We start from the raw sequence: 14,230 nt of genomic DNA on the forward strand, positions 1-14,230 counted from the left end.
GAGGCCGCCATATGAAGGCAAATACATCAAAAAAAGTTATTTCAAAAGATATAATGTTTTATCTTCCTGCTAAAATCTTGGAAGGTGTAGTAGGATTTATTACAATTGGAGTATATACACGATTATTTACACCAGAAATCTATGGGGATTACGGTGTTATAAATCCAACTATAAATGTTATCTTTTTAATTATATTAGGTTGGTTGATGCATTCTTTATATAGATATATTAATGCATACAAAGATAAAAATAATGTAGAAGAGTTATGTTCCACTGCATTTGTAAGTTATATAACACTAGTAGGTATTGTTTTTATTATATTGCTGATATTTCAATTAATTGGTAGCGACATTATAGAAACCAAGTTGTTGTTTAGTTCTTTTTTTATGTTTGTGGCATATGGTTTGAATCAAATTTTAATGAATCTTTTGGTTGCAATAAAGAAAATTAAACTGAATTTGGTATTATCCTTATGTGGAGTTGTTTTAAAACTCCTACTTACCATTTTATTAGCGTTTAATTTCCCAAGGTCTGTAATTATTATATTAATTGCTAATGGAACTGTGGATTTGTTAAAAGCAATAATTGTATTTATTAAATTAAAAGGATACAGATATATTAATTTAGGTAAAGCATCAAAGGATACTTTTGATGTAATGATAAAATACGGTTTTCCGTTGATTGGTTTGAGTCTGACTTTGTTTGTGCTAAATATCTCTGATAGATATGTTATAATATATTTCTGCGGAAGGGATATTTCAGGTATATATACAGCAAATTACTCCTTGGCATCAGCAGTTTATACAATGATGATGATGGGGATAATGAGAGCAGTTTACCCTAACTTGTTAGAGGCTTGGGGTAAAAAAGATATGATTAGAACCAAAGATATATTATCCAGTGGAGTAAGGTATTATCTATTGATATGTATACCAGCTACTGTTGGATTAGTTATGTTATCAGAACCTATCTCTAGGATATGTTTAGCAGGAAAATATCAAGGTGGTTATGCTATTATAGGTTGGGCTTCTGTAGGAATGCTGTTTTTTGGATTATCAGAGTACTGTAATAAGGCATGGGAACTTACCGCTAATACTAAGGTGATATTGACTAATAGTTTGATTAGTGGGGTGATTAATTTAGTGCTGAATATAATATTAGTTCCTGTCTATGGATATAAAGTTGCGGCTATAACTACGATGATATCTTTTGTATTATATTTTGTTTTGAGTTTTACTGGAGCAAAAAAAGTATTAATCTGGAAATTAAAACCAATAATATATATACGAATAGTAAGTAGTGCATTAGCTTTTGGTGTATTATTAATAATCGCAGTGTCTTCCTTGGAATTTAGTGTGCCGATATTACTTTTATCAATAGTTTTATCTATAGTTATATATGGTGTGCTATTATTAGTTACTGGAGAATTGACAGAAGAATTAAAGATGATACGTAGATTATTTAGAAGATAAAAAAATGTATAGGATGTTATGATTATGGGAGTAAAGAAAAAGATTTGTTTAGGGTTTTACTACTTAATTGGGAAAAAAATGCCTGAATCTGATAGCTCGATAAGTTTTGGAGCAAAAAGATTTAGGAGATTTTTATGTAAAAATATATTTGAATATGCGTCAAAATCATGTAATATAGAAAAAGGAGTTTTCTTTGGCAATGGACAAGATATATCTATTGGTGATAACTCGGGAATAGGTTTACATGCTAGAATTCAGGGACCCCTAAGTATTGGTGATAATGTTATGATGGGACCAGATGTAATTATATATACTAAAAATCATGAAACCAAAAGAATTGACATACCAATGATTGAACAAGGTGTAACTGCACCAGAGAAAGTAGTTATTGGTGATGATGTTTGGATTGGAGCTAGAGTGATAATACTTCCAGGGGTAACAATTGGTGAAGGAAGTGTTGTAGGAGCTGGTTCAGTGGTGACAAAAGATGTTGAACCATATTCCATTGTTGGTGGAGTTCCAGCTAAGAGAATTAAGTCAAGAAAAAACCTGATTAATTGAGGATATGATATAAATTGAAAGCGTTAAAAATAATCATTTTGATTACAATAGCTATAAGTCTATTATCTGCATGCAGTAGCAGAGATACTGACGAAGATGATATTAATAAAGATATATGGGTTATACAAGATAAGGATAAGTTTAGTATTGGTTATAGATATAATGAGGAAGAAGATATATGGATTCAATTTGCTAAAAGAGGTATTAATGAGTTGATGCAGATTTCTAATATATCTACATCACCTATACAAGAGAATATGACAATTGATACTTTTAATAAGCTAGTCAAAGAAGAGTTGATTGATAGCTGTACTGACTGGGTAGGTCCATATATGGTTAGAAAAGGTCAGGAGAAATCAACCTATAAGCCTCAGTTTACAGGAGGATGGCATGGAGTTGATGATAAAGACGAAACTGCTAAGATGATTGACTATAGTGTTAAAATAGATGGTGATGTTAATAATAATAATGTCCAAAAGGCATCGAATGTTACAATAACAGTTAAAAACAATATTCAAGGATATAATACTCTTGAAAGTAAAGAAGAGATTTTACAAGAAACTGTTATTTATAATATTAATAGTAAAGATATACAGGTTGAAGTTAGTATCAAAGCGTTAGATGATATCGTTATTGAGAGGTATTATGGTTTGCAGACACAGAATTCTCTATATAAAGGTATTAGATATGAGGGTTCTGATGATACTAAATTTGATTCATATGAAACCAGTGACTCTCCACTTAAGAATGTTGATTGTATTAATAAGTTTACTCTTGACTCAGAAGATGGAATGCATATTCTTGAAGCTTACCTGAATAATGAATATGGTTTAGGGAATGGTGAATATGTAGATGAATCTTCGCCATATGCTTTTACATTGAGTTATGGAAAAAGTTATTTTAATATAGTAAACGGTAAAGAGTTATTTATAAAAAAGGGAGAGACAGCTGGCTGGAAAGGTAGATATATTTTTAGATATAATAATGATATCAATTAGAAAAGTTTTAATACGCATATAGAAAGGATTGAACAGAGTGAAAGAAAAGATTTGTGTACTAGGTCTTGGTTATATTGGACTACCAACTGCTGCTATGTTTGCTAGCAATGGATTTGATATAATCGGTGTGGATGTTAATGAAAAAGTTGTTAATGCTTTAAATAAAGGCGAGATAATAATAGAAGAACCATATTTGGATGTAATGGTAAGAGATGTTGTTGTTTCAGGCAAATTGAAGGCTTCAGTTAAGCCAGAGGTTTCAGATGTTTATATTATCGCAGTACCAACGCCTATTAATGAAGATAAGACTGCTGATATGTCTTATGTAATCAGTGCGACAAGATCAATTGTTCCATTGGTTAAAAAAGGAGATATAATAATTCTTGAATCTACTTCACCACCAAAAACAGTAGAAGATATTATTGTTCCAATATTAAAAGAATCTTCACTTAATGTAGAAGAAGATTTATATATTGCACATTCACCTGAACGAGTTATACCTGGTAAGATTCTTTTTGAACTTGTGGAGAATAACAGAATCGTTGGTGGAATAGATGAAGAATCAGCATTAAAGGTTAAGAAATTATATCAATCCTTTGTAAAAGGAGAAATATATACAACTAACGCTACTACTGCAGAAATGTGTAAATTGACTGAAAATACTTTTAGAGATGTTAACATAGCACTTGCCAATGAGTTAGCCATGATTTGTGAGCAGATGAATATTAATGTTTGGGATGTAATAAAATTCTCCAATAAACACCCTAGGGTTAACCTGCATCAACCTGGACCGGGAGTTGGAGGTCATTGTATAGCAGTTGACCCATGGTTCATAGTGGAGAAATTCCCAGAGACAGCTAAGATGATAACATTAAGCAGAACTATTAACGACAGCATGCCAGAATATGTATTCAATAAAAGCAGAAAGATTCTTGGTACTCTAAAAGATAAGAAGGTCACAATACTTGGTATAACATATAAACCAGATGTTGATGATATGAGAGAGAGTCCTATAATTGAACTAATTGAACTTTTAGAAGAAGTAAGTGGTATCACTATTTCTATACATGACCCTTATGTACAGGATTTCAAATACCTTGAAAAAGACATCTATACTGCATGTAAAGATAGTGACCTAGTTATACTTGGAGTAAATCACAAATTATTTAGTGATGCTAATATGGACAGAATATATAAAGACATGAAACAAGCTAATATATTGGATACAAGAAATTTCTTTGATGAAAAAGCACTAGTGGGTATAGGATTCAATTATAATTTATTAGGAAAAGGTAAGTAAAAATGAAAAGAAAAGTTTTGATGGTAGCTAATCAATTTCCACCAATGGGTGGCTCAGGAGTTCAGAGAAGCGTAAAATTTGCTAAATATTTACCAGAATTTGAATGGGAACCCATTGTATTTACAAGAGAAAGTAATAAAGGCTTAATTGATGAATCCTTGCTTCAGGATATACCTAAAGATTTGAAAGTGATAAGAACCAAATCTTATGACTTGAATGAGCTAGGAAAACCTTTTAATTTAGTTGGAAAATTCATATCCAGGAAGATATTGATACCTGATGGTGATAAAATATGGTACGAAAAGAATAAAGACATTCTCCTAGAATATATCCAGGGAAATGATATCGATGTTCTGTATACCACATCTTATCCATATAGTGATCATTTGTTAGGTTTATATGTGAAAAAACATATGCCTGACCTAAAATGGGTAGTGGATTTTAGGGATGAGTGGTGTAATAATCCATATATTCTTGATATGGGATATTCCAAAAGACGTATGGAAAAGGAACGTAGAATGGAAAGAGAAGTAGTTGATAATTGCGATTATTTTATTACTAATACACCTCTTATGCTGAAGAATTTTTTGAAAGATTATAATATAGAAGATAAATCTTATGTAATACCTAATGGTTATGATGAAGAGGATTTTTGTGACCTCAGTAAAGATTATGTAAAAAAAGATAAACTCATCATTACTTACTCAGGTTCAATGTATGGAAGAAGAAAGCCAGATTATTTCTTACAAGCAGTGAATGAATTAATAAATGAGCAAAAAATTGACAAGGATGACATATTAATAAGATTTATAGGCAATATTCCTAATAAGAAAATAAATGAGATAAATGAAACTTATTCCTTAGATGGTGTAGTTAAATATTTACCTTATATGGAACATAAGAAGAGTATTGAAAAGCTTATAGAGTCTGATATTCTATTATTTATTATTGGTGAAGGTAAAGGTGCAGAGAATTTCTATTCAGGTAAAGTGTTTGAATACATGAATACCAATAGACCTATAATAGCATTGGTACCACCAAAAGGTGTTGCTGCTGATGTAATCAGGGAAACCAAAACAGGATATATATCCGAAACAACCAATGTAAATAATATAAAGGACTTGATGCTTAAGTTATATACAGATTGGAAGAATAATACTATTCAGTTACAACCTAATTGGGACAAAATCAAAACTTTTGAGAGAAAAGAATTGACTAAACAACTTGTTACAATATTTGATAAGGCTTATGATAACAGGTAGAATAATAGCTGTGGAAGTTATGAGATATAACAGTAGGAAGGTTGAATGTTATGAAAATATTACATCTTATTAGTGGAGGAGATAATGGAGGGGCTAAGACTCACGTCATTACTCTATTAAAAGAATTAAGTAAGCATGCTGATATAACACTTGTATGCCTTTTGGAAGAAAACTTTGCAAAAGAAGCAAGAGAGCAAGGTATTAACGTTGTTGTTCTAAAACAAAATAAAAGATATAAGTTAGACATTGTTAATCGTCTGGTTGAAATGCTGAAAAAAGATAAATATGATATACTCCATTGTCATGGGGCAAGAGCTAATTTTTTAGCCATGTTCATCAAGAAGAAATATTCTATACCTACTGTATCTACTATACATAGCGATTATAAATCAGATTTTGATAACAACTTATATAAAAAGATAGTATATACGACTTTGAATTATTTCAGTTTAAAGAGAATGGATTATTTTATAGCTATAACTAACCAGTTTAAAAAAATGTTAGTAGATAGAGGATTCAAGGATAATAAGATTTTTGTAGCCTATAATGGTACTAGGATAATTGAAAAATGTTATTCTCTATCTAAACAAGAATTTTTGGATAGATATAATATTGAATATGATGAAAATAAAGTTTATGTAGGTATTGTCACAAGGCTTCATCCAGTAAAAGGAATACCTGTATTTTTGAAAGCAGCTGCAAAGGTGTTGAAAACATCTAGTAACATACTGTTTTTGATTGCTGGTAACGGTGATGAAAAGCATACTGAGAAATATAAGGAATTTGTTATCAATAATGATCTAGGAGATAAAATCAGATTTCTTGGATTTATTAAAGATATTGATAATTTTTATAATGCTATAGACATTAATACATTAACTTCTCATAGTGAGAGTTTTCCCTATGCATTATTGGAAGGTTCCCTTAACAAGAAAGCTACTATTAGTTCTGCAGTAGGGGGAATTCCAGAGATGATAATACATGAAGAATCAGGATTATTATTTGAAGATAATAATTATGAACAACTAGCAGAGTATATTATAAAACTTGCTGAAGATAAGGAATTAAGGAACAGATATAGTGAAAATCTGCATAACAGGGTCAAAAACAATTTTTCTGATGTAGATATGGCACAGTCACATATTGAGATATATAATAAAATACTAAAGAATTGAATTAGGCATATACAGAAAGGAAGGTAAATATGAAAATAATTGATAAGAATGGTAAATTATTTGGTAAGATAAATATTATGGATATAATTATTATTCTTCTAGTAATTGTGATAGTTTTTGCTGTTTATAGCAAATTCAATAAAAATGATAGTGGAACTGCTGTTTCATCCACTAAACAAGATATATATATTGTTGCAGAAGCTTACTCTCAAGTACCAGAAATAGCTGAGTCTATTGTAGAAGGAGAAACTTTGGTTGCTCAGAATAAATATCAGCCTGGAAACATTGATTATGTGGAGATAACAGATGATGATTATGTTGCAACCACAAAAGATGGAAAGCTTGTAGCAGCAAAAGATACAAGCAGAAAAACAATTGAAGTTGGAATTAAATGTAAAGCTAATATAAATGGACCATACATTGATAGTGGCGGACAAGAGATAAAAGTTGGACTACCATATTGGATTAAAACCAGTAATGGTCAAATAAAAGGCGTTGTTAAAGAAATTAGATTAGAGCAATAAGGAGAACGATAATATAAGGGAGAGAAATAGATGAAGATAATAAATGAAAAAGGAAAACTATTTGGATTAATTAATATTATTGACTTGATAACAATTTTTCTTATTATTGCATTAGTTCTAGGAGCATTATACAAATTCAAGGGCAATGATATTAGTGTGCTAGGTTCCAACAAAACAAAAGAAATGGAATACGTTGTTAGATTAATACCTAACTATGAATATTTCTTTGAACAATATAATGTAGAAGACAAATTAGTACAAGATAAAAGAGTACTGGATGCAACTATAACTGATATAAAAATAGAAGATTATTATAAAGCTGTAGAAGATGAAAATGGTGTAGTATCCATTCAGAAACATCCATTATATAAGCAGGCATTCATAACTATAAAAGCTACTGTTTCTGATAAAGACCCTATTTTCAAATTGGGGGAACAAGAAATCAGAGTTGGATGTAGTAACTTTGTAAGAACTAAATTATGTGAGATGCCAGGTTTTATATATGAAGTAAAAAAATAATAACTTGACTCAGGAAATATAAGAGAGGAAAGAAAAGCTATGGATGTAATTAGAACTAGTTTATTTTATAGAATCATTAAGTATGTTGATAGAATACATGAGTATAGTTTTTTCTATAAAACAAGAAAAAAGAAAAAAATTCATAGATCTACTAAGTTTGAACATTCAATCTATCATTATTCATTAATATATAAACTATTGTGTGCTATAGGTAAAGCTTTCAGTGCATTGTTTGGTTGTATCAATAAAGGTTGTAGAACCAGCTTAATAATAACTGGGATAGGTAAGTTGACTTATGATATGAAGAATAAAAAAATAAGAGTATTTAATCAATTCATGATAAGTTTTATTATTGGATATATAATAACTAATATTGCTTTTAATATGTTTGCTGGCTATAAGCTAAAATACGTACTAGTATTTGCTGTATTAACAATAGCTGTTAATTTTATGGCTTATTTGATATGTAAATATAAAGAAAATAGTTTGTTTATTTGTTTGTTTAACAAGATTATAGATTAAAATTAATATGAAAATAATACAAGTTAGTTGGTGAACAATGTGAAAAATAAGATAAATATATTGATTATAATAATTGGTTTAGCTATTGGTATGATAGGTGCAAAACTAGGTATTAGTATTGCTCTTGGTGCTACAATGATTGTAATATTAGCAGCTGCTATCATTCTAGATTATCAAAAAACGGTTATACTACTTGGGATATATGTTTTTATTGATTTTGCAGTAAGAAACGTAGCAGGTCTAGCTGTTTTTTCAAGTATATGGGATGAACTGATGTTTCTAGGTTTTATATGTATTTTTATCTATAAATTGATCCGTTATAGAAATAAAAGTGTTTATAAATCAACCCCTTTAGATTTTCCCATTGTTTTTTTTGTTTTGATAGGTATACTCTTAGTATTTGTCAACTCCCCTAATCTGGGAATTGCAATTGATGGATTAAGAGCGGTTGTGCAGTATATGCTATGGTATTTCTTAGCTGTTCAATTACTTGATTCTACAAAAAGTATCCTAAAAGTATATTGGGTATTAACTTCAGTAGGTACACTACTAGGGTTACATGGTATATATCAATACCTAACAGGTGCTGAAATGTTGGGTAATTGGGTGGATAGTGCAGAAAACATAACTACTAGAGCTTATTCTATTGTAGGAAGTCCTAATATATTAGGTGCAGTATTTGTTCTATTTATTCCTATGAGTATAGCCCTTTTAACTTCTGACTATAATAGATGGAGAAAATTTATTGCATTTTGTATGACAGTAGTTATGGCTGGAGGATTATTTGCAACTATGTCAAGAGGAGCATGGATATCTGCTGCGTTTGGTATAGGTATATTTATACTATATAAAAATAAAAAATTATTATTACCTCTCATATTATGTGGAGGAATAGCTGTACTTATGCTTCCTTCCTTATCTAGTAGACTTACTTATATGTTTACAGATGAATATAAAGCAAAATCTTCACAAGGTGGTAGAATATATAGATGGGAAGAAGGAATTGAAGCTTGGAGCGAAGGTAATAAAGTTATTGGTTTAGGCTTAGGTAGATATGGAGGAGCTGTTGCGACCAATAATGATTTATCTCCGTTCTATATGGATAACTACTATCTTAAGACATTAGCTGAGATGGGTATATTAGGTCTAGTATCATTTATATTGCTTCTAATATGTGTGGTCAAATGGTGTACCACAGCAGTCATAGAAGAACGTAATAGAAGGAAAAAAGACCTGATGATGGGATTATTTGCAGGAGCGTTAGGTATATTAGCGCAGAATGCTGTAGAAAATATATTTGAAGTTCCTATGATGGTTACCTATTTTTGGCTTTGTATAGGAATGATAATGGCACTTAAGATGGATAAGAATGTATATAGCATAAGAGATAATTAATGAAATAATAAGTTTCTAGCGTTTATTTCAAAGGAATGGGTGTTTACATGATTAATATTGTAATCTCTGGATATATTGGTTATAGTAATTGTGGTGATGATGCAATACTATCAGCTATATGTGAAGGAATTAGAGAATTGAATATAGAGGCTAACATTACAGCTTTGTCTAAGAATCCTGTAATTACTATGAAAGATAATAATATAAAATCAATATATAGGTTTGATTGGAAAGAAGTTAATAGAACTATAAAGAGTGCAGATATTATAATAAGTGGCGGGGGCAGCCTGCTGCAAGATACAACAAGTACAAGATCACTGCTGTATTATCTAGGAATAATAAAGCTGGCTAAATTATATAAGAAAAAAGTTATGCTTTATGCTAATGGAATTGGACCCATCTATAAAAAATTGAATAGACTTATGACAAAATACATAGTCAATAAGGTGGATATAATAACTCTTAGAGACGAATTGTCAAAGAAAGATCTGGAGAGTATGAAAGTAACGAAGCCTAGAATACATGTTACTGCAGATCCAGTATTTTCTATGAATGTAAAAGACAATGGCTACAGGAAGCTTTTATCAGATAATGGTATTCCACTTGATAAACCCCTTGTTGGTATTTTGTTTAGGGAATGGAAGAATATTAGATATGAAGAGGTAATTGCAGAAGTATGTGATGAACTTGTAGAAAAAAAAGACGTAAATATAGTTTTTATTCCAATGGAATATAAAGAAGATATAGGTATCAGTAAACACATTTCTAATAATATGAAGAACAAATCTTATGTACTGGATAAAGACTTGGACTCATCATCTATCATAGGGGTTATAGGTGAAATGCATATGATATTAAGTATGAGGCTTCATGCTTTATTATTTGCGGCATTAAGCAGTGTACCTATGGTTGGATTTGTATATGACCCAAAAGTAAGTTGTTATCTAGAATTAATGGATATGCCTTCAGCAGGTGATGTTAAGGAACTAGATATAACATCAATTAATAATATTGTGAATGATGTTTATAATAATTATGATGATTATGTAGAAAAGTTAAATGAAATAAAGGTTAAGATGAAAAAGAAATCACAGATGAACAATAAATATCTTTTGGATTTGATAGATGAATAAAATAAAAAATGAAAGGATTAATATTAATAGATGAAAGTTGATATTCTAGGAGTTAAAATAGATGATTTAAATATGGACAAAGCTGTTAAAAAGGTTGTCCAATATACCATGAGCGAAAAAAAATATAAAATCTATACTCCTAATCCTGAATTTGTTATGACAGCAAATGAAGATGAAGAGTTTAAAAGTATTCTTAATAAAGGTGATTTGGTCATTCCTGATGGAATAGGTATTGTTATTGCTTCTAAAATAATGAAAAAGAGTATAACAGAACGTGTTGCGGGATATGACCTTCTTCAGAACGTTTTTAATGAGATTAAAGGTACTGATAAAACTGTATACTTTTTTGGAGCTGCAAAAGGTGTGGCATCACAAGCTGCGGAGAGAATGAAAGAAGTACATGAAGGTCTGAATATCATTGGTATCCATGATGGATATTTTGACGAACAAGAAGAGAAAACAATCATAGAAACTATTAATTCTCTCAAACCAGATATATTATTAGTGGGTCTAGGTGCTCCAAAACAAGAAAAATGGATAAACCAAAATATTGATAACTTGAATATAAAAGTCGCCATAGGTGTTGGTGGTAGTTTTGATGGTATGGCAGGAATAGTGAAAAGAGCTCCAGAAATATATCAAAAATTAGGTCTGGAATGGTTTTATAGACTTATGAAACAACCAACCAGAATTAAGAGGATGATAAAATTGCCTATGTTTTTATTAAAAGTTATTAAATACAGGAAACACCCATAAATACATACACAAGATATGATGAAAATTCAAGTATATTCTATTTATACCATATCTGAAATTTGTGTAACAGAAGGAGAAAAATTATGGAATTGACAAGTAAGCGAAAACCTATTATAGATTATTTTATAATAATTGTAGGAGTAACATTATTAGCGGCGGGTTTGAATATGTTTTTTATCCCTTTGGATCTTGTAACAGGTGGAGTTACTGGTTTAGCTATAATTATTAAAAAGTTAACTGAGAATATAGTTCCAGGTGGGGTTGAACCTTGGATTACTAATATTATCATAAATATTCCTTTGTTTTTGACAGCGGTACTTATTAAGGGTAAAAATTTTGGCGGTAGAAGTTTATTCTCTACTATGTTTTTATCATTAGCTTTAATCTATACATCTTACTTACCTCCAGCTACTAATGATATGCTTCTTGGTAGTGTATTCGGAGGAGTTATATCTGGAGCTGGACTGGGATTGGTTTTTTCAGCATATTCAACTACAGGCGGAACAGATCTGGCTGCTAGCATAATACAACACTATATAAAACATATATCAGTAGCTCAATTAATGCTTATGTTAGATGCAATCATTATTGTATCAGGATATTTTATCTTTGGAATTGAGAAGGCTATGTATGCTTTAGTAGCAGTATTTATCTCTGCTAAGATCATAGACGCAATTCTAGAAGGTATTCATTTTTCAAAAGCTGCATTTATCATATCTGACCATAACGATGCAATATCCAAAGAAATAATGCAGAGACTGGATAGAGGAGCAACAGGTTTACAAGGTAGTGGTAAATTTTCTAACAAGAGCAAAGAAGTACTTCTCTGCGTTGTATCAAAAAAGGAAATTGTCAAGTTGAAAGAGATTGTAAGAGAACATGATAAAGCTGCATTTGTTATTGTTGCAGATGTAAAAGAAGTTCTTGGTGAAGGTTTCATAGAATACAAGTAGAATGGGTTTGAAACCTATGAAATTACCTTGTCTAATGACTTTTATAAGTAAAATTTTCATCTGAAAAAATATATAAAAAAAAGTGATAGTTTTATCTATATTTACTTATCACAATATCTGTATAGATAAGTTTACTAATAAATAAATTATATATAATGCAAAATTATTAAATCGGTGCTGGTAAGTTACAATAATTGTTAATCTTATTTTTGCAAGTGTGACATAATTTATTCCTTGTTTTTAGGTAAAACATACTAGAAACTGAGTAGTATATCATTATTAGGTATTAAGAAATTAGTCATTATATATAGATTAGTAACTTATAAAATAGATATTATAGATATAAGTATTAATTAGAATTAGCAATATACAAATTAAACAAAATGAAAACAGCTAATTTGTTTAATTAACCTATGGTATTAGCCCATGAAATATAGTATATTATCATACGTAGATACATACAGAGCCGGAAAATTACAAAAATATCCTAAGGGGGCTAATTTATTATGGCAAGCTTATCATTAAAGAATATTAAAAAAGTATATGCTCAAGGAGTTACAGCTGTACAAGATTTTAATCTTGAAATAGCTGATAAAGAATTTATTATCTTTGTAGGACCATCAGGTTGTGGTAAATCAACTACACTTCGTATGATTGCTGGACTTGAAGAAATCACTGAAGGTGAATTATACATTGGTGATAAATTAGTAAACGATGTTGAACCAAAAGACAGAGATATCGCGATGGTATTCCAAAACTATGCGTTATATCCTCATATGACTGTTTATGATAACATGGCATTTGGTCTTAAGCTTAGAAAAACTCCTAAGGCAGAAATCCAAAAAAGAGTTACAGAAGCTGCTAGAATATTAGATATAGAGCATTTATTAGATCGTAAACCAAAAGCATTATCAGGTGGACAAAGACAACGTGTTGCTATGGGTCGTGCTATTGTTCGTGAACCAAAAGTATTCTTAATGGACGAACCTCTTTCAAACTTGGATGCTAAACTTAGAGTTCAAATGAGACTTGAAATTTCTAAATTACATCAAAGATTACAAACAACAATTATCTATGTTACTCATGACCAGGTTGAGGCGATGACATTAGGTACTCGTATCGTTGTTATGAAAGATGGTATTGTACAACAAGTTGATACACCAACAAACTTATATGAAAGACCACAAAACTTATTTGTAGCTGGATTCATCGGTTCACCACAAATGAACTTTGTTGATGCAAAAGTGGCTAAAAATGGTAATGGTGTAGATTTAGTTTTTGAATCAAATAAGATTACTTTACCTGAAGTTAAAGCTAAAATTTTAATCGATGGTGGATATATAGGAAAAGAAGTAGTTATGGGTATTCGTCCACAAGATATACATGATAGCCAAATTTTCTTAGAATCATCACCAAAGAGTATTGTTATGGCTGATGTAAATGTTACAGAAATGTTAGGATCTGAAACATTCTTATATGTTGTTGTTGATGGTTATGATATGACAGCACGTGTAGATCCAAGATCAAAAGCTAAACCAGGAGATAAAGTTGAATTAGCTATGGATTTAAATAGAATTCATATCTTTGATAAAGAAACTGAAAAAACTCTTGCTAACTAAGAATATGTTAAATTAGATTTTTAACATGAATAATGTTAATA

At 30.2% G+C, this 14,230-nt stretch carries 13 protein-coding genes and 1 pseudogene; all 14 read left to right on the forward strand.

The genetic code is table 11. The annotated features are described in order from the left end of the window. The first annotated feature begins 11 nt into the window (after nucleotides 1–11). The 14 genes and pseudogenes from HYG85_RS15005 (at nucleotide 12) to HYG85_RS15070 (ending at nucleotide 14,189) form a co-directional block, all read left to right on the forward strand. Nucleotides 12–1,472 (forward strand): lipopolysaccharide biosynthesis protein, encoded by a 1,461-nt coding sequence (locus HYG85_RS15005; RefSeq protein ID WP_212690349.1) that lies wholly within the window; start codon nucleotides 12–14, stop codon nucleotides 1,470–1,472. Nucleotides 1,473–1,856: 384 nt separating this feature from the next. Further along, nucleotides 1,857–2,033: pseudogene (locus tag HYG85_RS24810) on the forward strand (DapH/DapD/GlmU-related protein); the annotation flags it as partial. Between the two features lie 14 nt (nucleotides 2,034–2,047). Beyond that, nucleotides 2,048–3,031: a hypothetical protein gene (locus HYG85_RS15015; RefSeq protein WP_212690351.1), complete on the forward strand. Its 984-nt coding sequence runs from the start codon at nucleotides 2,048–2,050 to the stop codon at nucleotides 3,029–3,031. A 37-nt stretch (nucleotides 3,032–3,068) separates the two neighbouring features. Beyond that, nucleotides 3,069–4,331: a nucleotide sugar dehydrogenase gene (locus HYG85_RS15020; RefSeq protein ID WP_212690352.1), complete on the forward strand. Its 1,263-nt coding sequence runs from the start codon at nucleotides 3,069–3,071 to the stop codon at nucleotides 4,329–4,331. A gap of 2 nt (nucleotides 4,332–4,333) precedes the next feature. Then, nucleotides 4,334–5,593, forward strand: coding sequence for a glycosyltransferase (locus HYG85_RS15025; protein ID WP_212690353.1), 1,260 nt, complete (start codon nucleotides 4,334–4,336; stop codon nucleotides 5,591–5,593). Between the two features lie 50 nt (nucleotides 5,594–5,643). Then, nucleotides 5,644–6,768, forward strand: a complete 1,125-nt coding sequence (locus HYG85_RS15030) for a glycosyltransferase family 4 protein (protein WP_212690354.1) — start codon at nucleotides 5,644–5,646, stop codon at nucleotides 6,766–6,768. A gap of 29 nt (nucleotides 6,769–6,797) precedes the next feature. Next, entirely contained in the window at nucleotides 6,798–7,292 is a 495-nt protein-coding gene (locus HYG85_RS15035; RefSeq protein ID WP_212690355.1) for a DUF4330 domain-containing protein, read from the forward strand. 30 nt (nucleotides 7,293–7,322) lie between these two features. Continuing rightward, entirely contained in the window at nucleotides 7,323–7,811 is a 489-nt protein-coding gene (locus tag HYG85_RS15040; RefSeq protein ID WP_212690356.1) for a DUF4330 domain-containing protein, read from the forward strand. Between the two features lie 39 nt (nucleotides 7,812–7,850). Continuing rightward, nucleotides 7,851–8,333, forward strand: coding sequence for a hypothetical protein (locus tag HYG85_RS15045; RefSeq protein WP_212690357.1), 483 nt, complete (start codon nucleotides 7,851–7,853; stop codon nucleotides 8,331–8,333). Between the two features lie 39 nt (nucleotides 8,334–8,372). After that, on the forward strand, nucleotides 8,373–9,728 hold the full coding sequence (locus HYG85_RS15050) for an O-antigen ligase family protein (RefSeq protein ID WP_212690358.1): 1,356 nt from the start codon (nucleotides 8,373–8,375) through the stop codon (nucleotides 9,726–9,728). Between the two features lie 47 nt (nucleotides 9,729–9,775). After that, nucleotides 9,776–10,861 carry a polysaccharide pyruvyl transferase CsaB gene (gene csaB / locus HYG85_RS15055; protein ID WP_212690359.1) on the forward strand — a complete coding sequence of 362 codons (1,086 nt, stop codon included), beginning with the start codon at nucleotides 9,776–9,778 and terminating at the stop codon, nucleotides 10,859–10,861. Between the two features lie 30 nt (nucleotides 10,862–10,891). Beyond that, a complete protein-coding gene (locus tag HYG85_RS15060) occupies nucleotides 10,892–11,617 on the forward strand; it encodes a WecB/TagA/CpsF family glycosyltransferase (RefSeq protein ID WP_212690360.1) in 726 nt (241 codons plus the stop codon). Nucleotides 11,618–11,700: 83 nt separating this feature from the next. Further along, complete coding sequence (locus HYG85_RS15065) at nucleotides 11,701–12,570, forward strand: YitT family protein (RefSeq protein ID WP_212690361.1); 870 nt, start codon at nucleotides 11,701–11,703, stop codon at nucleotides 12,568–12,570. 506 nt (nucleotides 12,571–13,076) lie between these two features. After that, nucleotides 13,077–14,189: an ABC transporter ATP-binding protein gene (locus HYG85_RS15070; RefSeq protein WP_113673666.1), complete on the forward strand. Its 1,113-nt coding sequence runs from the start codon at nucleotides 13,077–13,079 to the stop codon at nucleotides 14,187–14,189. Nucleotides 14,190–14,230: the final 41 nt, after the last annotated feature.

The sequence above is a fragment of the Vallitalea guaymasensis genome (genome assembly GCF_018141425.1).
GTDB classification, from domain to species: Bacteria; Bacillota; Clostridia; order Lachnospirales; family Vallitaleaceae; genus Vallitalea; species Vallitalea guaymasensis.